Here is a 25,367-nt window from a genome sequence, read left to right on the forward strand (position 1 = left end):
TCGTGTCCCGGCCGTGGCCCGGCCGCTTCGCGTCCCGCGACGCCGGCCGGTCCGAAGCCGGGTGCCGGTCTCGGCCACCGCCACAGGCAGGAGGGGCGGGCGTCCGCCAGGACACCCGCCCCTCCGCTCACCGGTCACCCCGTTACGGCGTGACCTTCTCGATCTTCACGCTGCCGCTGCCCGCGACCGTGCCGCGCGCGTTCACCAGCTGCACCTGGCCGAAGAACTCACGGCCGGCCGGAGCCTGCGCCGCGGCCGTGACCTGGCCCGACACCGTCGCCGAGGCGCCCGTGCCGAGCTTGACCGGACCCGAGCCGTCGACCGTGACGGAACCGAGCGTGGCGGAGAAGAACACGTCCCGGTAGTCGTAGTCGGTCGAGCCGGACGGGACCGAGTAGCCCACGACCTGGATGGTGTAGGTGCCGGCGGCCGGGGACGGCACCGAGACCGCCTCCTCCGAGTCGCCGTCGGCGGACAGTCCGACCTGCTTGCCGCTCGCGTCGTACACCGTCAGGTCCAGGTCGGCGGCGGTGTCGGAGACGCCGCCGATCGCCACGTCCAGGGACTTGGCGCCGGCCGGGACCTCGACCGTGGTGGCCTGGGTCTCGCCCTGCTTGATGGCCGGGCGGGCCGACTTGGCGGAGCCGAGCGGGCCGCCGACCAGCTTGCCGTCCAGCGCCGCGTACGTGTTGGTCACCTTCCAGGAGGCGGTGGCCGGGGTGCCCACCTTGGCCTCGGGGACGGTCACGGTCTCCGGGTCGAAGGCCGCGCCGAGCACGGTGACGTCCAGCTTGTACGGGTTGTCCAGCAGCGGCGACGTACGCCGGGCCTCGACCTCGACCTCCCAGACGCCGGGCTGCGGGTCGGCGTACGAGCGCACGTCGGGCTTGCAGCCGTTGCCGTCCAGGTAGTTGTTGTAGCAGTTCGGCGTCGAGGTGGTGTCGGACGGGACGCCGTACGGGTGGATGGCGATGAACCGGGTCTGGCTCTTGTCCTTCAGCCCGCCGATCGCGACCTCCAGCGACCTGGCGCCCTCGGGCACGGTCAGGAAGTACGACTGCGTGCTGTTGCGCTGCACCGAGCCGGCCGCGGAGTACGTGTAGTCCACCGGGGCCGCGACCACGACCGTGGAGAGGATCTGCTTGTCGATGCCCTCGGTCCTCGGGTCGTCGACCTCCAGGATCGCGCTCTTGAGGCCCGCCGACTCCGGTGCGGCCTGCACCTTGACGGTCACCGGCTGGTTCAGCGGCAGCTTCACCACGTCGTCGCCGACGATCCGGAAGGTGTGCCCGGCGTTGTTCTCGAAGTGCAGCTCGTGCCGGACCGCCTTGTCGGGGCCGGACGTACGGGTGATGGTCACGTCGTACGTCTTCTTCTGGCCCGCCTTCAGACCGCCCTCGCGGTCGTACAGGCCGGTGCCGAAGCCCGGGGTCTTCAGGGCGTAGTCGATCGCGGTGTCGACCGGCGCCTTGACGGTGTAGTCGTGCGCGGTGGCGTCGTCCTTGACCGACTCCCACGCGTCCACGATGTTGATCAGGCCCGCGCCCTCCTCGTACGCCTGCACACCCTTGATGTGGTCGGCGGTCGAGGTCAGGGCCGTCCGCAGGGTGGCGGGCGTCAGGTCGATGCCCTTCTGCTTCGCGGCGCTCAGCAGCAGCGCGGAGGCGCCGGCGGCCTGCGGGGACGCCATCGAGGTGCCCTGGAGCATCGAGTAGCCGGCCGGCAGCGAGTAGCCCGCCTCGGCGACCGGGGAGCCCGGCAGCCAGGTCTGGGTGGTGTTGATCGCGGCACCGGGCGCGGTCAGGGTCGGCGTGAAGCCGCCGTCCTCACGCGGGCCGCGCGAGGAGAAGGGCATCATCGCGTACTTCTTCTCCACCACGGAGCCGTAGTTGGCGGCCCAGGTCTCCTTGGAGACGGCCGCACCGACCGAGATCACCTTGTCGGCCAGGCCGGGGTCGCCGATGGTGTTGGCACCGGGGCCGGAGTTGCCGGCGGAGATCACCAGCTGGACGCCGTAGGTGTCGATGAGCCGGGTGTACAGCTCGGCGCGCGCGTTGTTGCCGTCGTTGAGCGCCGGCAGACCGCCGATCGACATGTTGACGATGTCGACGCCGCGCTTGGTGACGAGGTCGATCATGCCCTCGGTGAGGGCGACGTTGGTGCAGCCGCCGCTCCAGGTGCAGGCCCGCGAGGAGACGAGCTTGGCGCCCGGGGCCGCGCCGTCCATCTTGCCGCCGAACAGGCCGTTGGCGGCGGTGATGCCGGCGACGTGGGTGCCGTGCTCGGACTCGATGACGCCGATGTTGACGTAGTCGGCCTTGGCGCCCGAGGAGTTGTAGACGACGTCCTTGCGGGTCTCGACCACGAACGGGACGCGCTCGGCGACGTCCGTCGACGGGTCGTCGGTGCCGAAGTACCCGACCTGGTAGTCGTCCTTGTAGGGCTTCATCGGCGTGTCGTCGGTGAAGTCCAGGTTGTCGTTCGTGTCGACGCGGACCGTGCCGGCGGCCGGGTCGTACAGCACGCCCCAGGCGTCGGTGGTGTCACCGTCGCGGTTGAGGTCGCCCTTCTCGTCGCCACCGGTGGTGGCGGACTCGTACATGTAGTTGAACTTGTACGAGCCCTCGGGGGCCGTGAACTTCTCGGTGCCCAGCGAGGCGGTGGTGATGGAGAAGGACGGGCCGGAGACACCGGTGGTCATGCGGCGCCAGGTGCCGTCGCCGTCGGCGACCGGGTCGGTGGCGGTCACCCAGTCGACGATCTTCCGCTCGCCGGTGGTGGTCTTCTGCAGCGCCGGGTGCCCGAGGTCGATGCCCGAGTCCAGGATGCCGATGGTGATGCCGCGGCCGTCCGCCTTCGGGTGGTCCTCGACGAAGTCGACGGCACCGGTCTCGAAGGACGGGTTGTACGGGTTCTCCGCCGGGGTGTTCCTGCCCGGGGCCGGGTGAGCGGCCTTGCCCGCCGCGGCCTTGGCGCCGCCGGGCGCCGGGTCGTCGAGCGGGATCTCCTGCCTGAGGTCGATGGCCTGCACGGAGGACAGCTTCACGGCGGCGGCGATGGCCGAGTCCGCCTTCGCCGTCGGGACGGTGGCCCGGACGTAGCCGAGCTTGTCGTCGGTACGGCCGACCAGGCCGCCCTTGACCGCGTCCAGCTCCTCGGCGACCTGCTCCGTCTTCCCGGGCGAGGTCGCGATCATCATCGTGACGTTCTTGTCGCCGTCGGCCTTGGCGTCGGCGAGCAGGGCGGCGTCGTCCGAACCGAGCTTGTCGTCGGCGGACTTGACGCCGGAGTCGGCGGCCGGGGCGGGCGGCGCGTCGGCGGCGAGGGCCAGGGGTATCGGCCCCGCCGCGGAGAGGGCGGCCACGACGCCCACGGCCACGGCTATGCGGGCCAGGCGTCTCGGACCGGGTATGGGATCACGCTCGGGCGTGTGGGTCATCGGCATCCCTCAGGTAAAGGAACGAGCGGACGGGAGCGCTCAGCCTTACCCAAGGGCCCCTTCATGGGGGACCGTTGACCGAATCGATATGAATGTATGGGGAAAACCCGCGATGGGATGTGGGCGGATCCGGGCTGATTGGCCCGTAATTCGCTCAGTTCTCCTTCGAGCGGGCGTAATGCCGGGACGCCTTGGCCCGGTTGCCGCACACGGCCATCGAGCACCAGCGGCGGGTGCCGTTCCGGGACGTGTCGAAGAAGTGCAGGATGCAGGTGCCGCCGCCGCAGGTACGGATCCGCTCCGGTGCCCTGGTGAGCAGCTCCAGGTAGTTACGGGCGGCGAGCCAGGCCGGGCCCCAGGCCGGGTCGGCGAACTCGGCCTCCTCGGCGGGGCCCGCGAAGGTGAGCCGGGCCCGGATCCGGCCGTGCGCCAGTACGGCGTCCACGAGCGGCACGGCCTGCTCGGCCGCACCGTCCACCGCGGCCTTGATCGCCTCGCGCGCCTCGCGCAGGTGCCCGAGCACCTCCGGGCTCGCCGGGTGGGCCCCGGCCAGCCCGTTGCTCCCGAGCCACACCGCCAGCCCCTCCGGGTCCGCGAGGAGGTCCTGGGTGACGCCCTCCTTGTTCCACCGGGTGTTGAGCAGGTCCAGTGCGAGGGGCTCACCGGTGAGCGGGCGGGGATCACGGGCGGCGGACATGGACACTCCTTCTCGTCTAACCCCTCAAGGTTACGTCACCGGTTGACTCGCCCCATCTAACCTCCTACTGTTAATAACGAAGGTTAGACACATCGAAGGGGGACCCATGACTCTGCACACCGCGCACATCGGCCTGAACGTCACCGACCTCGACCGCTCGCTCGCCTTCTACCGGGACGTCCTCGGCTTCACCCTGCTCGCCGAGGGCAAGGAGGACGACCGGCGCTACGCGTACCTCGGCGACGGCGGCGACCAGCTGGTCCTCACCCTCTGGCAGCAGGCGCAGGGGTCGTACGACGGCGGCCGGGCCGGACTGCACCACCTCGCCTTCGCCGCGGCCTCAGTGGACCGGGTGCGGGAGTACGAGACGGCGCTGAAGGCGGCCGGCGTGGAGTTCGCCCACGAGGGCGTGGTCGCCCACCGGGAGGGTTCCGCCTCGGGCGGGATCTTCTTCCACGACCCGGACGGCACGCGCCTGGAGATCTCCGTCCCACACGGCGCGGAATCCGCTCCGGCCCCGCACGCCTCCGCCCCGACCTGCGGCTTCTTCTAGCCATGAGCTTCTATCACGCCGGCTCGCGGGCCGTTCAGGACCTGGCCGGCGTCCGCGAACGCGCCGACCACGTGGGCCGCTCCGTGGGCCAGGACATCAAGCCGGTCGCGGCGGCCTTCCTGCAGCTCCAGCCGCTGCTGATCGCCGGCGCGGCGGACCCGTGGACGGGCCGGGTATGGGCTTCGGCCCTGACGGGCATGCCCGGTTTCGTCCGGGCGACGGGCCCCCGGCAGATGTCCGTGACCACCCCTCACCCCTTCGGCCAACGGCAGGCAGGCCGGCCCGAAGAGGCGCGGGGAACTGCGCGATCAACCACGGACGACCCGCACCCGGACGTCGGCCCGTCCTCGTCCGTCACCGGGAACACCCCTCACCCCTTCGGTCACCGGCAGGCGGGCCGACCCGAAGGGGTGCGGGGAACTGCGCGATCAACCACGGACGACCCGCACCCGGACGGCGACGCGGACCCCCTCGCACGGACCCTGAGAACGGCCGGCACTTTCATCGGCACCGTCGCCCTCGACCCCCGCACCCGCCGCCGCATGCGCCTCAACGGCCGGCTCGAGCCCACGGCAACCGGCTTCGCAGTGACCGCGGACCAGGTGTTCGCCAACTGCCCCAAGTACATCCAGCGCAGGGAGTCCTACGAGCACGTCCCGGCCCGCACACCGGACACACCCCGTCGGCTCACCGAACTCGGCTCCGAACAGCGCGCGTTCGTCCGGGCCGCCGACACCTTCTTCCTCGCCACCGTGCACGGCACCGGCGCCGACGCCGGCCACCGCGGCGGCAACCCCGGCTTCGTGCACGTCGCTTCACCGCACGAACTGACCTGGCCCGACTACCCCGGCAACGCCATGTTCCTCAGCCTTGGCAACCTGCGCACCGACCCGCGCGCCGGTCTGCTCTTCCTCGACTGGGACACGGGGACCACCCTCCAGCTCACCGGTGAGGCCCGTACCGAGTTCGCGGCCGACGGCGCGCGGACGGTCCGCTTCACCCTGGCCGAGGCCCTGTGGACCCCGGCCGCCCTGCCGCTGCGCTGGTCCGCGCCGGAGCACTCACCGGCCGGTCCCGGCTAACTTCAGGGGATGCGACGGAACTTGAGGGTGGCGGCCTACGCCGTGTGTGTACGCGACGGACAGATCCTGCTGGCCCGTTCACCGGCGCCCGACGGGACGCCCGAGTGGGTACTGCCCGGCGGCGGCATGGAGCACGGCGAGAGCCCCTATGACACCGTCCGCCGCGAGGTCACCGAGGAGACCGGCTACCGCATCGAGGTGACCGGCCTCCTCGGCGTGGACTCCCGGCGTCATCTCTTCCGCGGCCGGGGGCTGCGCCGCGGCACCGACCATCACGCCCTGCGGCTCATCTACACGGGCGAGATCGTCGGCGGCGAAATCAGTCATGAAATAGGTGGATCCACGGATTTCGCGGCATGGCAGGACCTTTCCATGCTTTCGGCACTGAATCGGGTGAGGCTGGTCGACGTGGCGCTGCGGCTGTGGCGGGAACGCCCCGCGAACGGTCATCTCGCCGCCGAGGACCGTTCCCTACCCCAGGAGATGAATGAGGAGTAACCGCCTTCCGGCCACCCGCAATCCACTCCATGACCGCATCAGGTACCCAGTGATCCACGTACGGTGATCGGCGCTGCGCGTTGCCGCCGCGTTCACGCGCAGGTCATCCCCGCTGCCAACGATCCACAGTGAGCGGGACGTTCGCGTCCGTGACGGCCCGCGACCACTGCCGACGCGTTCGCACTCGGGGAGATCGCGCCATGTCGCGCATACGCTCTGTCGCCACCTCCGCTCTGGGGGTCAACCGCCGTACCGTCCTCGCCGCCGCCGGAGCGGTCTCGCTCTCCGCGGGCGTCGGCTACGCCCTCCGCCCCACCGACAGCGCGGCCGCCACCACCTCCGCGGCCGCGGCACCGGAGGCGGAGACGCCCGTCGCGCACTCCGGGCGGGCCGCCGCGGCGGCCCCGCTCGCCCCCTACACCAAGGGCACCACCGTCGCCTCCGTCGCCGCCCCCCGGAACAGCTCCGGCTACCGCCGGCTCGGCGACGGGGCCGGCTGGAAGCGGGTCGTACGCAGCGAGCTGGCGACGCCCAAGTCCGGCCGCGCCGCCCGCCGTACGGCACTCGCCGCGTTCGTGCAGTTCACCGACCTGCACCTGATGGACGTCCAGCACCCGCTGCGCCTGGAGTACCTGCGCTCCCACGACGTGCACGCCTGGCGCCCGCACGAGGCGCTCACCGTGCCCGGCGCGATCTCCCTCGTGGAGCGGGTCAACGCGCTGCGCGGCGCTCCCGTCACCGGCGCCCCGCTGCACTTCGTCATGACCACCGGCGACAACACCGACAACAACGCCCACTCCGAGCTGGAGTGGTTCATGAAGGTGATGAGCGGCGGCCGGATCACCCCGAACTCCGGTGACCCCCGGCACTACGAGGGCGTGCAGAACAGCGGCCTGAAGCTGTACTGGCAGCCCGGCACCACCTCCCGCGACAACGACAAGGCGCTCGGCTTCCCCTACCTCAAGGGCTTCCTGGCCGCCGCGATCCGCGAGGTGAAGAGCCCCGGCCTCGGCGTGCCCTGGTACTCCACCGTCGGCAACCACGACTCCCTGCCGCTCGGCTGCTACGGCTCCCACGGCGACCGCTACCTCGCCGAGGCGGCCATCGGCGGCAAGAAGCTGATGAGCGTCTCCGCCGCCGACGCCAAGAAGCTCCAGGACACCATCAAGAACGCCAAGGACCCCAGGGGCACCGGCTACCGCGACTTCCTCAAGGCCCACGCCCGCTCGATGCGCTCCGTCACGCCCGACGAGAAGCGGGCCCCGTACACCCAGGCCGACTACCTGAAGGCGCACCTGGACCCGGCCTACCAGGGGCACGGCCCGGTCGGCCACGGCTACTCCTCGGCGAACCTGGACGCGGGCACCCAGTACTACGCCTTCCGCATCTCCGGCGACGTCATCGGCATCAGCCTCGACACCACCGACGCCGGCGGCCACTACGAGGGCTCCATCGGCACCGCCCAGCTGAAGTGGCTGGACAAGACGCTGAAGGACAACAAGGACTCCTACGCCGTCGTCTTCAGCCACCACACCGGCAAGACGATGACCAACACCCGCCCCGACCCGGCCCGGCCCGGCGAGAAGCGGCACGGCGGCGCCGAGGTGATCTCGCTGCTCTCCTCCCACGCCAATGTGCTGGCGTGGGTGAACGGGCACATCCACAAGAACGTCATCACCCCGCACAAGGCCTCCGGCGGGCGCTCCTTCTGGGAGATCTCCACCGCCTCGCACGTCGACTACCCCCAGCTCGCCCGGATCATCGAGCTGGTCGACAACAAGGACGGCACGATCTCCCTGTTCACCACGCTGATCGAGTCCGCCGCCCCGCACCGCACCGACTACGCCGACCTCTCCCAGACCGGTCTCGCCGCCCTGTACCGCGAGCTGTCCTACAACGCCCCCGGCGCCGCCAAGACCCTCGCCGGCACCACGGCCGACCGGAACACCGAGCTGGTGCTGAAGAAGGGCTGAAAGTCACTCAACCGGCCTACACCGGGGCAACCTTCGCACGAGGCCCCCGGTCCCTCCCCCCGACCGCACCGGCACATCACAGGTTGGGGAAGACATGCGTGTACGCGCGACTCTGGTGGGCGGCGCCGCCCTGCTCCTCACGGCGGCGCTGGCGGCTCCGGCCGTGGCAGCAACCGCCACCGCGAGCCATCCCCGCGGGAGCCGCCCCGGCGGGGGCCACTCCGCCACCCGCAAGGCGATCGAGGAGGCGGTCGAGGCCGGCGTGCCCGGCGTGACCGCCACCGCGAAGGACGCCCACGGCACCTGGTCCACGACGGCGGGCACCGGCGACCTCCGCACGGGCGAGCCCCGCTCGGCCGCCGACCGCTACCGCGTCGGCAGCATCACCAAGACCTTCGTCGCCACCGTCCTGCTCCAGCTGGAGGCCGAGGGACGGCTCTCCCTGGACGACAAGGTCGACCGCTGGCTGCCCGGTGTCGTGCGCGGCCACGGCCACGACGGCAGCCGCATCACCGTCCGCCGGCTCCTCAACCACACCAGCGGCATCTACAACTACACGGCGGACGAGGACTTCGCCCGCGCCTACTTCACCAAGGACGGCTTCTTCCGGCACCGCTACGACACCGTCGCCCCGCGCGAACTGGTGGCGACCGCGATGCGGCACGAGCCGGACTTCGCGCCGGGTGCGTCCTGGAACTACTCCAACACCAACTACGTCGTGGCCGGCATGGTGATCGAGAAGGTGACCGGCTGCCCCTACGCCACCGAGGTCCGGCGCCGCATCATCGAGCCCCTGCACCTGACCGCCACCTCCGTGCCCGGCACCCGGGTCACCGTGCCGGGGCCCAGCAGCCGCGCCTACTCGAAACTCGCCGGGCCGGTCACGGACCCGACGTACGACGTCACGACCCTCAATCCGTCCATCGCCTTCTCGGCCGGGGAAATGATCTCGAATTCCGCGGATCTGGATCGCTTCTACAGCGCCCTGCTGCGCGGAAAGCTCCTTCCGGCGCACCAGCTGAAGGAAATGAAGACGACGGTGAAGATCGACGGTGCGCCGAACACCGGCTACGGCCTGGGCCTCATGGACACCAAGCTGACCTGCGGTGTTCATGTCTGGGGCCATGACGGGGGCATCCATGGCTCCGCTTCCTCGGTCGCGTCCACGGCGGACGGCCGGCATTCCTTCGCCCTCAATTTCAACGGGGACTGGGCGGGCGACACGGCGGCCGTGATCGAAAAGGAATTCTGTTAGCCAACGTTTCATCGGCGTCATTGTGCGTTAACCGGGATGTAACGTCTGTACCGCCTCATATCGGCTAACCCGCTGTTGACGGGGATGGCTCGATTTCTGTGCAAGGCGGGTGATCGTGTGCGCGCGAGGCACGAACTGCGTGTGCTGTCGGTCTACGAGGGGTTCTTCTCCGGAGGAGCCCGGATCGTGCACACCGACGTCGTACTGGGACTGGCCGAGGGCGGCCAGTCCCACCAGGTACTCAGCATCCATGGCGAGGTCCACCGCGAGGCCAGTCGGCAGCGCATGGAGGACGACGCCTGCTACCGGTCGCTGACGGCCGGCGGGGTCCCGGTGACCTCGCTCGGCCGTACCGCGGGCCTGGTGGACGGCGCCGTCGCGGCGGATGTTTTCAGCGGCCCGGAGCTGGCCGAGACCGCTCGGTCCATGGCCGGGGCGGACGTGATCCTGTCGCTGAAGGAGCAGCCGCTGGCGCTGCTCAACCAGGCCGGGCTGCCCCGGCGGCCGGTCGTGGTCGGCCTGCACCGCTCCGACCCCGAGAACCAGGGCCCCGCCCTGGACGAGCTGAAGGCCGCGATCGCCGACGGCACGGTGGTGGCCTGCGTGTGCTGCGCCGAGTCCACACGGGCGGCGTACGAGGCCGCGGGCATCCCGCGCGAGGTGTTGCACGTCATCCCCAACGGAGTGGACCTGCTCCGCTTCCGCCCGGACCCGGCGGCCCGGCTCGGGTTCCGCGCGTCGCTGGGCATCCCGGCGGCGGCACCGGTGATCGTCTTCGCGGCGCGTTACGCCACGATGAAGAACGTCCCGCTGTTCCTCCGTGCCGCCCGCGCCTGGCTCGCCCGCGAGCCCGAGGGCCGGATCCTGATGTGCGGTGCGGGCATGAACAGCGGAAACCCGGCCCTGTGGGCGGACATCGAGGTCGCCTTCGGCGCGGACCGGCGCCTTGCAGAAAGGATTCTTCTGCTCGGTGTGCGCCGCGACATGGAGACCGTCTACGCCGGCTCCGACGTCGTCGCCCTGACCTCGGCCTCCGGGGAGGCGGCCCCGCTGTGCCTGATCGAGGGCATGATGTGCGGCGCCGTGCCCGTGACCACCGACGTCGGCGACAGCGCGGAGATCGTCCGGGGCCACGGTTTCGTCACCCCGCAGGACCCGGAGGGCATCGCCCTGGCCTGGACGGCGGCGGTCGCCGGCCGTGCCGACTTCGCCCCGGCGCTGGCGGCCGGCCGGGAGCGGTTCAGCCGTACGCGCATGATCGCGGCGTACGCGGCGCTGCTCGACGGCGTCCACACCAGGGCCTCGACGATGCCGACGCTGCCCGGGCCGCTGTAGCGCGCGCACGTCACCGGGGTCAGGACACGCGGTTGAGAACCGGCAGATAGCCCAGGGACTGGCCCGGTGCCGTGGGGTGGTACGACTCGGTGATCGCCAGCACGTCCACGCCGTGCAGCCAGGGCCGGGAGGAACAGATCTCGTGGCCGGCGAAGGCGCCGGTGACATCGGCGAAGGTGAACCCGTGATCGGCGGCGCGCTTGGCGATGACACCGTTGAGGTGGTCCACGGCGTCGTTGACCGCGGAACGCTGTGCCTCCGGCAGGCCCACCACACAGGAGCCCCTGAGGTGGTACAGGTGCGGATAGCCGAGCACCACGACGTGCGCGCCGGGCGCCCTGTTCCGGATCGTCGCGTAGAGACGGTCGAGGCTGTCCACCAGGGGCCCGTCCATGGTGGCGCGGGCGCTGGAGACGGCGGACAGGCACCGGGTGCCGCCGCCCAGCGCGCAGACCGTCATGACGGTGGCGAAGCCCACGTCGCTGCCGCCGACGGTGAGGGTGACCAGGCGGGTGCGCGCGCCGAGCCGGTCGAGCTGGTCGGTCAGGACGTCGCTCGCCCGGGCGTGGTTGCACGCGGCGAAGCTGAAGGACGACGGCGAGCGGGCCTCGGCCCACAGGACGGGGTACGCCCGGCTGCTGCGCTTGCAGCCCGTGCCGGAGGGCAGGTAGGCGCCGGCCCCGACACCGGCGGAGTAGGAGTCGCCGAGGGCCACGTACTCGGCGGCCAGGGTCTGCGGGACGTCCGCCGTCGCGGGATCGGCGAAGGCGCAGGCGGCCGCGAGGAGCAGGGAGGCCGCACAGGCCGCTGTCCGGGACTGTCTCATGTGTCTCCTGTATCGCGGCCCGCTCACCTCCCGCCCGTCGTGCTCGTCCGTTCCGGTGAGCCCTCACCCGGGCGGCGCAGCAGAAGTTGGCGGTGGCGGCACGCATGAGGACGGGCCACCGGTACCCGGCCCGGTGGCCCGTCCTCTCCCCTCCTGACACCCGCCCGGTCCGTCACTACCGGGGCAGCACCACGACGTACGCGGCCGGATCACGGTCGCCCGACGCCATCAGCGCCGTGCGGACCACCGCCGCCTGCTGCTCCAGGGACTCCCTGAGCTTCCTGGGGGTGATGTGGACGACCGTGATCCCGAGGCGTTCCAGGTGCTCGCGCTTGCGGGCGTACTCCGACCACAGCGCGTCGTCGTCCTGCCGATGGCCCTGGCGCGGTGTCCGCGTGTCCAGTTCCAGCGCCACGGCCTGCTCCGGCCAGTAGGCGTCCAGGCCGCCGAGGTGGGGGCCGCCGGGCAGGCGCAGGTCCACGTTCCAGACCGGGTCGGGCAGGCCGTACTCCAGGACCATCCGGTACAGCCGGTCCTCGGCGACGGCCCGGCCCTCGGCGAGCAGCGAGTCCACCGCGTCCACCACGTGCGGGCGGCTCAGCAGCTTCGCGTTGGTCAACTCCCGGACCACCGCCGCCGGTTCGCAGTGGCCGCCGCGCACCGCCTCGGTCAGCAGCCGCCGTACCGCCTCCGCGTCCGTCAGCTCCGCCACCGCGTCCGCCAGCGCCCGCGGCACCGGGGCCAGCGGCAGGCCCGTCACGGTGTGCGCGGCGGGCAGGGCGGAGGTGCGCAGGACGCGGACGTAGCCCGAGGAGCGCAGCCGGCGCATGCGCGGGACCAGGACGTCGACGCGGTCCAGGGACAGCGGCGGCGGGGTGGACGCGAAGCCGTGCAGGGTCAGCGCGGCCAGTCCCGTGACGACCGCCTCCGTGTACACCGGCCGGTGCGGGCCCCCGGCGCCGGGCTGGGACGGGACCGCGGGTGCCGTCTCGCGCGCCGCGTACAGCAGCGCGCCGTGCAGCCGCTCCTCGCTGGTCGGCGGGCCGGGGTGGAGCAGGACCACGCCCGGCAGCAGGAGCTGCCAGGGGCCGCCGGGGCGGCACTGCTCGGTCAGTTCGGCGTGGGTCACGCCGTGGGCGCGGAGCCGGCCCGCCGTCAGGACGCGGCGGTGGACCTCGGACAGATGGCGGAGGGGGCGGGGGGAGAGCGGGGTGTTGTGGGTCATGGCGTCGGGATTCCCGCGCCCGGCCCCGTCCTTAACCGCTGTTACACGGCCGTCGAAAAATGCGGACAAGGCGGGACTAAAGGTCAGGTGTTCGGGTGCCGAGTAGGGACGGAAAACCCCTGGTCCGATCAGGTGCGGACCAGGGGTTACGGCTATGTTTGCCTGAATTTCGTAACGGTCACCCAGGCGCAAAGCTCAGGCCAGAGGTCAGTGGTCCGCTGCCACCGCATCGCACGCCTGTGCGCGCAGCGCCCGCGCCAGGTCGTCCCGCGCCTCCAGCACCAGCCGGCGCAGCGCCGGCGCCGCGTCCCGGTGCGCCTCCAGCCATGCGTCCGTCGCGTCCAGGACCTCCTGACGGTCCTGGTGCGCCGGGAACAGGCCCCGCACCACGTCCATGCCGATCTGGATCGACCGGTCCTGCCACACCCGCTCGATCGCCGCGAAGTACAACTGCGCGTACGGCGCGGTCAGCTCCCGCTGCGACGGCTGGGCGAAGCCCGCGATCGTCGCCTCCACCAGCGCGTTCGACAGCGCGTCGGACTCCACCACCTGCGCCCACGCCTGCGCCTTGACCGCTGCCGAGGGGCGCGCGGCCAGGCAGCGCACCTGGTGCCGCTTGCCGGACGCCGTGTCGTCCCGGCCCAGTTCGGCCGCCAGCACCGACTCGTCGGCCACCCCGTGCGCCGCCAGCGGCTCCAGGAACGCCCAGCGCAGCTCCTGGTCCACCTCCAGACCGTCGACCGCGGTGGTCCCGTCCAGCAGGTCCTTCAGCAGCGTCAGGTCCGGCTCGGCGGACGCCACGGCCGCGAAGAACCGCGCCCACGCCAGCTGGTGCTCACTGCCCGGCCCGGCCGCCCGCAGCTCCCGCAGCGCCCCCTCGGCCAGCAGCTGCCCGCCGGTCTCCCGCCACTGCGGCGCCGTGTAGTGCACCAGCGCCGAGTTCGCCCAGGCGTGCAGCATCTGCAGCACACCGATGTCCGACTCGCGGCCCGCGAACCGCAGCACGAGGCCGATGAAGTCCCGCGCTGGCAGCAGCCCGTCCCGGGTCAGGTTCCACAGTGCCGACCAGCACAGCGCGCGGGCCAGCGGGTCCGTCAGCGCGCCCAGATGCGCCCGCAGCGTGGCCAGCGAGGTCTCGTCGAACCGGATCTTGCAGTAGGTGAGGTCGTCGTCGTTGACCAGCACCAGCTCCGGAGCCTCGGCGCCCGCCAGCTCCGCGACGACCGTACGCGGCCCGTGCACGTCCGTCTCCACGCGCGCGTACCGCTCCAGCGCACCCTCCGGCGTGCGCCGGTACAGGCCCACCGCCACCCGGTGCGGGCGCAGCTCCGGGTGCGACTCCGGGGCCTCCTGGAGCACCGCAAGCTCGGCGATCCGGCCGCCCGTGGTGTCCAGCAGCACCTGCGGGGTCAGCGCGTTCACCCCGGCCGTCTGCAGCCAGGACCGCGCCCACTCCGACATGTCCCGGCCGCTGGTCTCGGCCAGCACCGACAGCAGGTCGCCGAGGCGCGTGTTGCCGTACGCGTTGCGCTTGAAGTAGCGGCGGGCGCCCTCCAGGAACGCGTCCTGGCCGACGTACGCCACCAGCTGCTTCAGCACCGAGGCGCCCTTGGCGTAGGTGATGCCGTCGAAGTTCAGCTTGGCGTCCTGCAGGTCACGGATGTCCGCCGTGATCGGATGCGTGGACGGCAGCTGGTCCGCGCGGTACGCCCACGCCTTGCGGCGGTTGGCGAAGGTGATCCACGCGTCCTTGAAGCGGGTCGCGCCCACGTTCGCGAACGTGCCCATGAAGTCCGCGAAGGACTCCTTCAGCCACAGGTCGTCCCACCACACCATGGTGACCAGGTCCCCGAACCACATGTGCGCCATCTCGTGCAGGATGACGTTGGCCCGGCCCTCGTACGACGTCTGCGTCACCTTCCCGCGGAAGATGAACTCCTCCCGGAAGGTCACCAGCCCCGGGTTCTCCATCGCGCCGAGGTTGTACTCGGGCACGAACGCCTGGTCGTACTTCCCGAACGGGTACGGGTAGTCGAAGTGGTCGTGGAAGAAGTCCAGGCCCTGCTTGGTGACCAGGAAGACGTCGTCGGCGTCGAAGTGCGGGGCGAGGCCCTTGCGGCACAGCGCGCCGAGCGGGATCTCCAGCTTGGTGCCGTCCTCGAAGGTACGGGTGTAGGAGTCCGTCACATGGTGGTACGGGCCGGCCACCACACACGTGATGTACGTCGAGATCGGCTTGGTCTCCGCGAACCGCCAGACGCCGTCGGCGAGTTCACCGGCGCCGTTGCTCCACACCGTCCAGTCCTCGGGCGCCCGCACCTCGAACCGGTACGGCGCCTTCAGATCCGGCTGCTCGAAGTTCGCGAACACCCGGCGGGAGTCGGCCGGCTCGTACTGCGTGTACAGGTAGACCTCGCCGTCCTCCGGGTCGACGAAGCGGTGCAGGCCCTCACCGGTGCGCGAGTAGGCGCACTGCGCGTCCACCACCAGCTCGTTCTCGGCGGCCAGGTCCTCCAGCACGATCCGGGAGCCGTCGAAGACCTCGCCCGGGTCCAGGTCCCGGCCGTTGAGCGAGACGGAGGTGACACTCGGGGCGATCAGATCGGCGAAGCTCGACGCGCCCGGCTCGGTGCAGCGGAAGCGGATGGTGGTCACCGAGCGGAACGTGCGCGGCTCACCGTCCCCGTCGCCGACGGCGGACCGGACGTCCAGGGACACGTCGTAACCGTCGACGGACAGCAGGGCGGCCCGCTCCCGGGCCTCGTCGCGGGACAGATTCTCACCGGGCACGGACGGCACTCCCTCGTGATCACGTGAATGGTGACTGAACAGGACCGATCCTGCCATGCGCCCCTGACGTCGGACAGCAGGGAATGCGGACGGCCACGGCTCGGTTGAGGCGTGAAACAGAGCGCTTTCGCCGAGGAGACCCATGTCCGAGACCGCCGCACCGTCCGGCAAGACCCCCGTCGACTTCTGGTTCGACCCGCTGTGCCCCTGGGCCTGGATGACCTCCCGCTGGGTCCTGGAGGTGGAGAAGGTCCGCGACATCGAGGTCCGCTGGCACATCATGAGCCTCGCCGTCCTCAACGAGGACAAGCTCGACGAACTGCCCGAGGAGTACCGGGACATGCTCGCCCGTACGGCATGGCAGCCGGTGCGCGTGGTCACCGCGGCCTGGCAGAAGCACGGCGCCGACATCCTCGGCCCCCTCTACACCGCGCTCGGCACCCGCATCCACAACAACGGCGAGGGTCCCACTGTGGAGGCCATCGCCGGCGCCCTCGCGGACGTCGGCCTGCCCGCCGGCCTCGTCGACTACGCCGAGCAGCAGGACTTCGAGTTCGACGCCGAGCTGCGCGCCTCCCACAAGGAGGGCATCGAGAAGGTCGGCCAGGACGTCGGCACCCCGGTCATCGCGCTGCCCGGCCCCGACGGCGAGCAGATCGCCTTCTTCGGCCCGGTCGTCACCCCCGCCCCGAAGGGCGAGGACGCGGCCCGCCTGTGGGACGGCACGATCGCCGTGGCCTCGGTGCCGGGCTTCTACGAGCTCAAGCGGACCCGCACCCAGGGACCGGACTTCAGCAACCTGTAGGTCTGCGCGGGGCAGCGCCCGGGAGGCGCGCGGGGCTTACTTCATGTGCCTCTCCGCCGCGCGGGCGCGACCGGCCACGACGCCGCCGCGGACGACCGGCGGCACACCGCGGCAGGCCCGGCGGAGCGCTCAGTTCCGCGCCCGTTCGCGTGCCCGGTCCAGCAGCTCCAGGTGCTCCTCGTAGCCCTTGGTGTAGTACGCCGCCCGGCCCGGGTCCGGCTCGATCACCCGAGTCGGCCCGGTCCAGGCGGCGGTGTCCAGGGGGACGCCGTACCTGGCGGCAGCCGCGAGCACCGCGCCCCGCGCGCCGACCTCGCCCTCCACGACGGCGAGCGGCCGGCCCAGCACGTCCGTGAGGAGCTGCATCCAGGCCGGGCTGCGGGTGCCGCCGCCGCACACCGCGAGCGTCCCGGACAGGCCCGCCGCCGCCAGGCAGTGCCGGGCCGCGTAGCCGATGCCCTCGCAGGTGGCGCGGACCAGGTGGGCGGGGCGGGTCTCCAGCGAGACGCCGAGCAGTTCGGCCCGCAGCCCCGGCTCCACGAACGGCGCGCGCTCACCGGAGGGCGCGAAGTACGGCAGCACCCGCACTCCCGACGAGCCGGGCGGTGCCTCGGCCAGCAGGGCGTCCAGCTCCTGGTGCCGGGCGCCCGTCGTGGCCAGCACCCAGTCCAGGGCGGCCGTACCGACCATCGCGGGCATCGCGCGCAGCCAGTGGCCCGGCCGGTCGGTCGAGATGTACAGCCCGGCCGGTTCACCGCCGAGGGCCGGCTCGGTGGTGGCGACCAGGCTCGCCAGACAGGTGCCGACGATCAGCAGCCCGTCGCCGGGCGCGGTGACGCCGGCGCCGAGCGCACAGGCCGGCAGGTCGTACGGGCCGTTCGCCAGCCGGGTGCCGGCCGGCAGGCCCTCGCCGGTCGCCTCGCCCGTCGCGACCGGATCACCGATCGCGGGCAGCAGCCGCCGCCGGTGGGCCAGCCCGAGCAGTTCCACGACCCCGTTGTCGTACGACCGGGTGCGCGGGTCCAGGAACGGCATCGACGCGTCCGACACGTCCGTCACCGCCCGCCCGGCGCCGGTCAGCCGCTGGAATACCATGTCCTTGCAGTAGACGGCCGCCGCCGCCCGGTCCAGGGCGGCCGGCTCGTGCCGGTCCAGCCAGGCCAGCAGCGGACCCGGGCAGCCGGGGAACATCGCGCTGCCGGTGCGCCGGAAGACCGTCTCGAAAGTGCCGTCCGCCAGCCACTGGTCCACCAGCTCGTGCGCCCGGCCGTCCATCCAGGAGACTGCCGGCCGCACCGGCCGGCCCGCCGCGTCCACCAGCCACACCCCGTCACCCTGCCCGGTCAGCCCGGCCAGCTCCACGGGCTCCGGCATCCGCGCGGTCAGCTCCGCCAGCACGGCGACGACGGCCCCGTACACCTCCGTCATGTCCTGCTCCACGGCCCCGCCCCGCAGATCCAGACCCACCGGCCGTGCCTCCACGTCCAGTTGACGGCCGCCCCGGTCGAAAGCGGCGGCCTTCACCATGGACGTGCCCACATCGATCCCGACGTACATCACAGCCCTTCCCTCGGCTTCGTTCGCCTTCGAGGGCGCCTCGGCCGGTGCCGAGGACGCCACCGCGCCCGAGCCCTCCGGGCCTTCGAGCACCCCCGGGCCCTCGACTTCGTCCGAGCGATGCCCAAGGGGGCCCCGCCACCGGCGTGCTCCCCGGTTCTCTTCGCGGCCGACGCGCCGCCACGTGCCTACCGGCGGCCCCTACCGGAGACAGTGCGCGAGCGGCTCCCCGCGCACCCACCGCCCCACCTCGGCCGCCGCGATCCGGGCCGCCTTCTCCGCCACCGCGCGGCTGGCCCCGCCCAGGTGCGGGGTCAGCACCACCCGGCCGGCCAGCGTGCGCAGCCGGGAGTCCGGTGGGAGAGGTTCGCGGGCGTAGGTGTCCAGGGCCGCCGCGCCGAGCCGCCCGTCCGCGAGCGCGTCGCACAGCGCCTCCTCGTCCAGCAGCCCGCCCCGCGCCGCGTTGACCACCACCGCGCCCGGCGGCAGCAGCGCCAGCTCCCGGGCGCCGATCAGGCCGCGGGTCTCCGCGGTGAGCCGGGCGTGCAGGGTGATCACGGCCGAGCGGCGCAGCAGGTCGTCCAGCGCGGGCAGGCGCAGCCCGAGCACCTCGCCGCGCACGTACGGGTCGTACACCATCACCCGTGCCCCGAACGCGCACAGCACCCGGGCGACCCGGCTGCCGACCGCGCCGTAGCCGACGAGCCCGACCGGCAGGTCCTCCAGCTCCAGGCCGCTGTGCTCATAGGTGTAGTACGAGGACCCGGCCCAGCTTCCCTGTCCGGCGAGGAGGTCATGGGCCTGTGGGATGCGGCGCAGGGCGGCGAGCAGCAGGCCGACGGTGAACTCGGCGGTGGCGGCGGCATTGCGGCCGGGCGCGAAGCACACGCGCACACCGTGCCGTTCGGCCGCATCCAGGTTCACGTTCACCGGTCCGCCCCGGCAGACGACCACCAGCCGCAGCGCCGGGCAGGCCGCGAGGACACGTTCGGTGACCGGGCCCATCTGTGTGACCAGGACCTGCGCGTCCGCGAGCGCGCCGATCAGGTCCTCCTCGGCGTCGCTGGCCTCGCTCACCTCGGCGACCGGCCCGAACGGTTCGAGCGGCCAGCCGAGCGTCAGCTCCCGCACCGTGCAGTCGGCCTCCTTCTCCAGCGCCCGGGTGATGAGGGACGGCAGGACGAAGTGGTCGCCGGCGGCCACCACACGTACACCACTGGACGTCATCGCAGGGCATCTCCCGTCTCGGCGTCGAAGACATGGGTGAGTCCGGCCGCCACCCGGACCCGCTCGTCGTGGGCGAGCCGCACCCCGGGCCCGGTGAGCACCACCAGATGCCGTTCCACCCCGGGCAGGGCGAGGGTGGCGATGCCCGACTCCAGCAGGGGTTCGTGGGCGACGACCCGGGCGGGGACGCCGCCGGCGCCGGTGAGGCTCAGCTCCTCGGGGCGGATGCCGACCACGACCGGGCGGCCCTCCGGCACCGCGACCGGCAGCGGCAGTTGCACCCCGGCGGAGAGCCGGGCCCGGCCGTCGGCGCCGGCGACGCCGGGCAGCAGGTTGATCGCGGGCTCGCCGACGAAGTCCGCCACGAAGGTGGTGGCGGGGCTGTCGTAGATCTCGTACGGGGTGCCGAGCTGCTGGATCACGCCGTCCCGCATGACGGCGATCCGGTCGGCGAGCGACAGCGCCTCCTCCTGGTCGTGGGTGACGAGGATGGTGGTGTGGCCCAGGTCCCGCTGGATGCGCTTGAGTTCGCGGCGGGTGGTGTCGCGCTGGGCCGCGTCCAGATGGGACAGCGGCTCGTCCAGCAGCAGGACGTCGGGTTCCCGGACCAGGGCGCGGGCGAGGGAGACGCGCTGCTTCTGGCCGCTGGACAGGCCGGCCGGGCGGGCGTCGAGGACCTCGGTGAGGCCGACCCGCCCGGCGATCTCGGCGACCCTGCGGGACACGTCCTTGCCCCGGCTCCCCCTGCGGGCCCGCAGCCCGAACGCCAGGTTCTCCGCGACCGTCAGCGGCGGGTACAGCGCGTAGTTCTCGAAGGCGACCCCGATGTTGCGGCGCTGCGCCGGCCGGTTGGTCACCGGGGCCCCGCCGACCAGGATGTCCCCGCCGGTCACCGCCTCCAGGCCCGCGATCATCCGCAGGGTCGTGGACTTGCCGCAGCCGGACGGCCCGAGCAGGCCCAGCAGTTCACCGGAGTCCAGGCTCAGGTCGATGCCCCGGACCGCCTCCACCGGCGGGCGGCCCCGCGACCGGTAGGTCTTGCGCAGCTCACGTAGCTCCAGCGCGGTCATCGCCCTCCCTCGGATCGGTGGCGCACACCTCGTAGCGCACCGTGTGCTCGTCCAGGTCGCGCAGCGCCTGTGGCGAGGCTCCGTCGTCCACCAGCAGCAGGTCGAAGCGGGAGAGGGGGGCCACCCGGTGCAGGGCGACCCGCCCCAGCTTGGTGTGGTCCACCAGCAGCACGTTGCGGGCGGCCGAGTCGACCATCGCCCGCTTCACGGAGACGATGTGCTGCTCCTGGTGGTAGGCGTAGCCGCCGTGCACGCCCGAGGTGGACACGAAGCCGACGTCGACACGGAGCTGGCCGACGGCCTCCACGCAGGACACGCCGAGGAAGGAGGAGTGCAGCCGGTCGTAGTCCCCGCCGAGCGCCATCAGACGGATGCCCCGCTGACCGGCGAGGAGATTGATCGCCTCCAGGAAGTTGGTGACGACGGTGAGCGGGGTGATCTCGCCGAGCCGCAGCCTGCGGGCTATCTCCAGCGTGGAGGTGGAGTCGTCCAGCAGGATCGCCATGCCGGGCTCGATCTGCTTCAGGGCGTGCCCGGCGAGCGCGGCCTTCTGCGGGCGCATGGTCTTCAGCCGGTACTGCACGTTCGACTCGAACACCCCGGAGGGCTGCGCGGTCACCCCGCCCCGCGACTTCCGTACAATGCCCTGCCGCTCGAGCTCGTCCAGGTCCCGGTGGATGGTCATCAGGCTCACGCCGAACCGCTCGGCCAGCTCGGCCGCGGTCGCCGAGCCCTCGGCGAGGACGAGTTCGGCCATGGCGGCCTGCCGGGCCGCGGGTCCCTGTGCACCGGTGCTGTTCATCGTCGCTCTATCCGTCGTCCCGGGTGCTCGGGCCGGTCGGCCTCGAACACGAGCAGGTTCTCAGGCCGGACGGCCGGGCGTACCGGGTCGTCGGGGCGCAGTCCGGCCGCCTCGCCGCGGGCCGCCACGAGCGACAGGGTCTGTGCGCCGATCCGCACGGTCACCTCCACGGACCGGCCGAGCACCTCGGTGACGTACACGGTCCCGGCGAGCCGGTGCCCGTCACCGGTGAGCGTCACGTCCCGCGGCCGCACCCCCACCAGCACCTCGGTGCCGGCCGCGACCCGTGCCGCGAGCGGCAGTTCGAGCGCCCCGTCCGCCGACCGGAAGTGCCCGGCCGCGGTCACCGCGCCCGGCAGCAGATTGATCCGGGGCCGCCCGAACGCGCGGGCGACCTCGGTGTCGCAGGGCCGGTACCAGATGTCCTCGCGGGTGCCGGTCTGCACGATCCGCCCCTCCCGGATCACCCCGATCCGGTCGCCGAGCGCCAGCGCCTCCACGGAGTCGTGGGTGACGTACAGGGTGGTCGTGCGCCGGACGGCCCCGATCGCCTTCAGCTCCGCACGCATCTGCTGGCGCAGTTTGGCGTCCAGGTGGGACAGCGGCTCGTCCAGCAGGAACGCGCGGGCCGGGCGGACCAGCACCCGGCCGAGCGCGACCCGCTGCCGCTGCCCGTTGGACAGCTGGCCCGGCATCCGGTCCAGCAGACCGCCGATGCCGAGCAGTCCGGCGATGGCGCCGACCCGGTCCCGGGCCTCGGCGGCGGGCAGCCGGTGGCGCGGGGAACGCAGCGGTGAGACCAGGTTGTCGTACACCGACCGGTGCGGATACAGGGCGTAGCTCTCGAAGCACATCGCCACGCCCCGGTCGTACGGCTCCACGTCCCGCATGTCCCGGCCGTCGATCTCGACCGTGCCGGAGTCGGGCCGCTCAAGACCGGCGACCGTCTTCAGGGTGGTGGTCTTGCCGGCCCCGGACGGCCCGAGCAGACAGAAGAACTCGCCTTCCCGGACGTCGAGTTCGAGCCCGTCCAGGGCGGTCGTGCGGCCGTACGACTTCCGTACCCCGCGCAGCGCGATGCTCATGACTTCACCGCCCCGAAAGACAGCCCGCGCACCAGGTACCGCTGGATGGTGAGCGCGAGCAGCAGCGGCGGGACGACGGAGACGAGGGCGGCGGCGGCCGTGAGGTTGTACTTGGGCCGGTCGCCGCCGAGGAAGGACAGCGCGCCCACGGTCACCGTCTGGGCCTCGTTGGAGGTGAGGATCAGCGGGAAGACGAAGTTGTTCCAGGCGAAGATGAACGCCAGCAGCGACACGGCCGCGATGCCCGGCTTGACCAGCGGCAGGGCGACCTTGAAGAACGCCTGTCTGCGCGTGTACCCGTCGAGCAGGGCCGCCTGTTCCAGCTCCGGGGTCAGGTCCGCGAAGTACGAGCGCATGATCCACACCACCAGCGGCAGCGTGATCAGCTGCAGCACCCACACCATGCCGACGTACGTGTCGAACAGGCCCAGCTTCTGGTACAGCACGAACAGCGGGATGATCACCGTGAGTTCGGGTGCGAACCGGAACGACAGCAGCGTGAACATCAGGTTCTCGGAGCCCTTGAACCGCCAGCGCGCCGAGGCGTACGCGGCCGGCAGCCCGACCACCAGCGACAGCGCGACCGCGCCCACCGACACCACCAGGCTGTTGCCGAAGAACCGGGTGAAAGGGATGCCCCCGCTGTCGCCCAGCACCGTCCGGTACGACTCCAGGGTCGGCGTGAAGGAGAAGTAGGTGCTGAACAACTGGTCGGCCGGCTTGAGAGAGAGGACCAGCATCCAGGCGACCGGGAACAGCGCGAAGACGAAGTACAGGATCAGGGCGGCATCCGCGAGCCACCCGCCGAGCCGGCTCCTCATCCGGACACCTCCGCGGCCTTGCGCTGGATGCGGCCCAGACGCCGGACCAGCACCATCGCCGCCAGGTAGACCACGGCCCACAGCACGATCGTGTAGCTGATGCCGAACGAGTACCGCTGGAACCGGATCGCCTCCAGGTACGCCCGGATCTGCAGCACCACCGTGGAGTCGCCGGGGCCGCCCTCGGTCAGCGCATAGATGATGTCGAAGACCTTCAGCGAGTCCATGAACCGGAAGATCACCGCGACCAGGACGTACGGCCACAGCATGGGCAGGGTCAGCCGCCGGAAGGTGTACCACCAGCCGGCGCCGTCCACGGCCGCCGCCTCGAACGGCGATGCGGGCAGCGACCGCAGTCCGGCCAGGGCGAGGATCGCCACGAACGGCGTGTACACCCACACGTCCACGGCGATCGACGACAGCAGCGCCCCCGTCGGGGTGTCCGTCCACTGCACCCCGCCCAGACCGAAGGGTTCCAGCAGGTGGTTGACCACTCCCACGGACGGCTGGAGCATCAGCTTCCACATGATCGCCGCGATCACCGGTGCGATCATCAGCGGCAGGATGAGGATCTTCTCCAGGACCCGGCCCACCAGGGACGAGCGGTGCAGCAGCAGCGCCACGGCCACCCCGAGCACGGTCTCCACCCCGGCCGCGCCGACCGCGTACAGCACGGTCACCCAGGCCGAGTTCCAGAAGGCGTCCTGCGTGAAGACCGTCCGGTAGTTCTCGAAGCCGACCAGGTCCGGCTGTGGCCTGGCCGCCGAGAAGTCGAACAGCGTGTAGTACAGGCCGAGCCCGAACGGATAGAGGATCCCGCAGGTCAGCAGCAGGGCCGGGAGGACGAGGAGGTACGGCCGCAGCGCGGGGCGAGGGCGCATCAGCCGACCTTCGGCTTCAGATCGCCGGCCAGCCCGTCCAGCACGGACTTCGCGTCCTTGCCGCCGTAGATCTCCTGCAGGGCCGCCGCCCAGCTGGTGGTGGCGTCGAAGAACTGCGCCTGCGGGGTGAACTGGATCCTCGTCCGGCCGACGACCGTCTCGAAGGTCTCGATGAAGCCGGGCAGGTGCTTCATCTTGTCCTTGTACGCGCCGTCCTGGCTCACCGACTTCCGCACCGGATCGATGTGGTTGCCTGTCAGGGCGGCCCTGCGCAGGTGCTCCTTGCCGGTCGCCCACTGCAGGAACAGCCAGCTCGCGCTCTTGCGCCGGCTCCTGGCGTTCATGCCGAGCGACCAGATCCACATGTTGGTGGCGAGCGAGCCGTCCGGCCCCTTGGGCCCGGGATGGAAGGCGATCTTCCCGGAGGCGGGGCTCGCACCCTTCACGGCCTGGAAGTAGGCGGCCGTGTCGGCGTCGAACAGCATCCCGGCCTTCCGCGCCCCGAGATCGCTGGAGCACTGGTACCAGGTGTACGACGTCCAGGACGGCGGCCCGCCCTGCTTCACCATGTCCGCCCAGTCCTCGGTGAAGGCGACGGCCTCCGGGGAGTTCATGGCCGGTGCGAGCTTCCCGCCCTCGACGGTGAAGTCGTGCAGCCCGTTGCGGGCGTACATCGTCATGAACCCGGGATGGATGGTCGCCCAGCTCCGCGACCCGCGCACGGCGATCCCGTACATCCCGTCGAACCCCGCGCCCGGAGCCTTCCGCTTGATGACCCCGGCCAGCTCCCGCAGCTCCTCGAACGACTCGGCAGGCTTCAGCCCCAGTCTGCGGAACACCTCGGTGTTGTAGGCGACCACGTTGGTCTCCCAGCCCCACGGCAGCGCGTACTGCCCGCCCCGGCCGAGCGGTGCGCCCGCCTTGAGCGACCACTGGTCGGCCTGGAGCAGGTTCGGGAAGAAGTCCGCCCGGTCCCATTCGGCGCCGGTGGCCGAGGAGTTGCGCATCCATGGGCCCAGGTCCTCCAGCCAGCCCGGTGGCCCGTACTGCCAGACCATGTAGGCGCCGAGCATGAAGACGTCGTAGGAGGCCCGCCCGCCGGCCAGGTCGACGGTGAGCTTGTCGAAGTAGTTGTCCTCGGGGAAGACGTCGTACCTCACCTCGATGCCGGTCTTCTCGGTGAACGACTTCAGATCGGCGATCAAGGCGTCCGTGTACGGGTGCTTGTTCAGCAGCGCCCTGACGGTGGTGCCCTTCTCCCGCTTCCAGTCGAAGGACCCGGTGATCTCGTCCGCGGCCGAACCGCCGCCCTTGTTCCCGTCGTCGCCCCCGAAGCCGGTACCGCAGGCCGAGAGCAGCGGGGCCGCGGTCGCGCCGGCGGCGAGGGCGCCGGTGAGAGAGAGGAAGCGTCGGCGGTCGTGCACGTGCCTGTCCATCCGGGACCTC

20 protein-coding genes are annotated in these 25,367 nt (G+C 71.8%); 7 read left to right on the forward strand and 13 right to left on the reverse strand.

Annotated elements, in window-relative coordinates; translation table 11 throughout:
- Positions 1 to 142 precede the first annotated feature (142 nt).
- Positions 143 to 3,439 (reverse strand): S8 family serine peptidase, encoded by a 3,297-nt coding sequence (locus ACZ4SF_RS02020; RefSeq protein WP_468376922.1) that lies wholly within the window; start codon positions 3,437 to 3,439, stop codon positions 143 to 145.
- 154 nt (positions 3,440 to 3,593) lie between these two features.
- Positions 3,594 to 4,136, reverse strand: coding sequence for a CGNR zinc finger domain-containing protein (locus tag ACZ4SF_RS02025; protein WP_468376925.1), 543 nt, complete (start codon positions 4,134 to 4,136; stop codon positions 3,594 to 3,596).
- Positions 4,137 to 4,242: 106 nt separating this feature from the next.
- Between ACZ4SF_RS02025 and ACZ4SF_RS02030 the strand changes: the two genes are divergently transcribed.
- The 6 genes from ACZ4SF_RS02030 (at position 4,243) to ACZ4SF_RS02055 (ending at position 10,832) form a co-directional block, all read left to right on the forward strand.
- A complete protein-coding gene (locus ACZ4SF_RS02030; protein ID WP_468376928.1) occupies positions 4,243 to 4,689 on the forward strand; it encodes a VOC family protein in 447 nt (148 codons plus the stop codon).
- A gap of 2 nt (positions 4,690 to 4,691) precedes the next feature.
- A complete protein-coding gene (locus tag ACZ4SF_RS02035; RefSeq protein WP_468376931.1) occupies positions 4,692 to 5,771 on the forward strand; it encodes a pyridoxamine 5'-phosphate oxidase family protein in 1,080 nt (359 codons plus the stop codon).
- A gap of 9 nt (positions 5,772 to 5,780) precedes the next feature.
- Positions 5,781 to 6,269 carry an NUDIX hydrolase gene (locus ACZ4SF_RS02040; RefSeq protein ID WP_468376934.1) on the forward strand — a complete coding sequence of 163 codons (489 nt, stop codon included), beginning with the start codon at positions 5,781 to 5,783 and terminating at the stop codon, positions 6,267 to 6,269.
- Positions 6,270 to 6,469: 200 nt separating this feature from the next.
- Positions 6,470 to 8,242 carry a TIGR03767 family metallophosphoesterase gene (locus tag ACZ4SF_RS02045; RefSeq protein WP_468376937.1) on the forward strand — a complete coding sequence of 591 codons (1,773 nt, stop codon included), beginning with the start codon at positions 6,470 to 6,472 and terminating at the stop codon, positions 8,240 to 8,242.
- Between the two features lie 94 nt (positions 8,243 to 8,336).
- Positions 8,337 to 9,497 carry a serine hydrolase domain-containing protein gene (locus ACZ4SF_RS02050; protein ID WP_468376940.1) on the forward strand — a complete coding sequence of 387 codons (1,161 nt, stop codon included), beginning with the start codon at positions 8,337 to 8,339 and terminating at the stop codon, positions 9,495 to 9,497.
- Positions 9,498 to 9,638: 141 nt separating this feature from the next.
- Complete coding sequence (locus ACZ4SF_RS02055; protein ID WP_468378272.1) at positions 9,639 to 10,832, forward strand: glycosyltransferase; 1,194 nt, start codon at positions 9,639 to 9,641, stop codon at positions 10,830 to 10,832.
- 19 nt (positions 10,833 to 10,851) lie between these two features.
- Here the strand turns inward: ACZ4SF_RS02055 and ACZ4SF_RS02060 are convergent, their stop codons facing one another.
- From ACZ4SF_RS02060 to pepN, 3 genes are all read right to left on the reverse strand, one after another.
- A complete protein-coding gene (locus ACZ4SF_RS02060; RefSeq protein ID WP_468376943.1) occupies positions 10,852 to 11,658 on the reverse strand; it encodes an SGNH/GDSL hydrolase family protein in 807 nt (268 codons plus the stop codon).
- Positions 11,659 to 11,833: 175 nt separating this feature from the next.
- A complete protein-coding gene (locus tag ACZ4SF_RS02065; protein ID WP_468376946.1) occupies positions 11,834 to 12,883 on the reverse strand; it encodes a hypothetical protein in 1,050 nt (349 codons plus the stop codon).
- Positions 12,884 to 13,090: 207 nt separating this feature from the next.
- On the reverse strand, positions 13,091 to 15,673 hold the full coding sequence (pepN, locus tag ACZ4SF_RS02070; protein WP_468376949.1) for an aminopeptidase N: 2,583 nt from the start codon (positions 15,671 to 15,673) through the stop codon (positions 13,091 to 13,093).
- A gap of 142 nt (positions 15,674 to 15,815) precedes the next feature.
- Between pepN and ACZ4SF_RS02075 the strand changes: the two genes are divergently transcribed.
- Positions 15,816 to 16,478, forward strand: coding sequence for a mycothiol-dependent nitroreductase Rv2466c family protein (locus tag ACZ4SF_RS02075; protein WP_468376952.1), 663 nt, complete (start codon positions 15,816 to 15,818; stop codon positions 16,476 to 16,478).
- Positions 16,479 to 16,607: 129 nt separating this feature from the next.
- Here ACZ4SF_RS02075 and ACZ4SF_RS02080 read toward each other — a convergent pair whose 3' ends face one another.
- The 8 genes from ACZ4SF_RS02080 to ACZ4SF_RS02115 form a co-directional block, all read right to left on the reverse strand.
- Entirely contained in the window at positions 16,608 to 18,035 is a 1,428-nt protein-coding gene (locus ACZ4SF_RS02080) for an FGGY family carbohydrate kinase (RefSeq protein WP_468376955.1), read from the reverse strand.
- A 201-nt stretch (positions 18,036 to 18,236) separates the two neighbouring features.
- A complete protein-coding gene (locus tag ACZ4SF_RS02085; protein WP_468376958.1) occupies positions 18,237 to 19,262 on the reverse strand; it encodes a 2-hydroxyacid dehydrogenase in 1,026 nt (341 codons plus the stop codon).
- Positions 19,259 to 20,332, reverse strand: a complete 1,074-nt coding sequence (locus ACZ4SF_RS02090; RefSeq protein ID WP_468376960.1) for an ABC transporter ATP-binding protein — start codon at positions 20,330 to 20,332, stop codon at positions 19,259 to 19,261. The genes ACZ4SF_RS02085 and ACZ4SF_RS02090 overlap by 4 nt, the downstream gene beginning before the upstream one ends.
- Positions 20,310 to 21,134: a DeoR/GlpR family DNA-binding transcription regulator gene (locus ACZ4SF_RS02095; protein ID WP_468376963.1), complete on the reverse strand. Its 825-nt coding sequence runs from the start codon at positions 21,132 to 21,134 to the stop codon at positions 20,310 to 20,312. Before ACZ4SF_RS02095 ends, ACZ4SF_RS02090 begins: the two co-directional genes overlap by 23 nt.
- On the reverse strand, positions 21,131 to 22,219 hold the full coding sequence (locus ACZ4SF_RS02100; RefSeq protein WP_468376965.1) for an ABC transporter ATP-binding protein: 1,089 nt from the start codon (positions 22,217 to 22,219) through the stop codon (positions 21,131 to 21,133). Before ACZ4SF_RS02100 ends, ACZ4SF_RS02095 begins: the two co-directional genes overlap by 4 nt.
- The gene (locus ACZ4SF_RS02105; protein ID WP_468376968.1) at positions 22,216 to 23,040 is read right to left on the reverse strand and encodes a carbohydrate ABC transporter permease; all 825 of its coding nucleotides are present in this window, start codon (positions 23,038 to 23,040) and stop codon (positions 22,216 to 22,218) included. The genes ACZ4SF_RS02100 and ACZ4SF_RS02105 overlap by 4 nt, the downstream gene beginning before the upstream one ends.
- Positions 23,037 to 23,921: a carbohydrate ABC transporter permease gene (locus ACZ4SF_RS02110; protein ID WP_468376971.1), complete on the reverse strand. Its 885-nt coding sequence runs from the start codon at positions 23,919 to 23,921 to the stop codon at positions 23,037 to 23,039. The genes ACZ4SF_RS02105 and ACZ4SF_RS02110 overlap by 4 nt, the downstream gene beginning before the upstream one ends.
- Positions 23,921 to 25,357 (reverse strand): ABC transporter substrate-binding protein, encoded by a 1,437-nt coding sequence (locus tag ACZ4SF_RS02115; RefSeq protein WP_468376973.1) that lies wholly within the window; start codon positions 25,355 to 25,357, stop codon positions 23,921 to 23,923. The genes ACZ4SF_RS02110 and ACZ4SF_RS02115 overlap by 1 nt, the downstream gene beginning before the upstream one ends.
- Between the last annotated feature and the right edge of the window lie 10 nt (positions 25,358 to 25,367).

This window comes from Streptomyces sp. NPDC027663 (assembly GCF_055566415.1).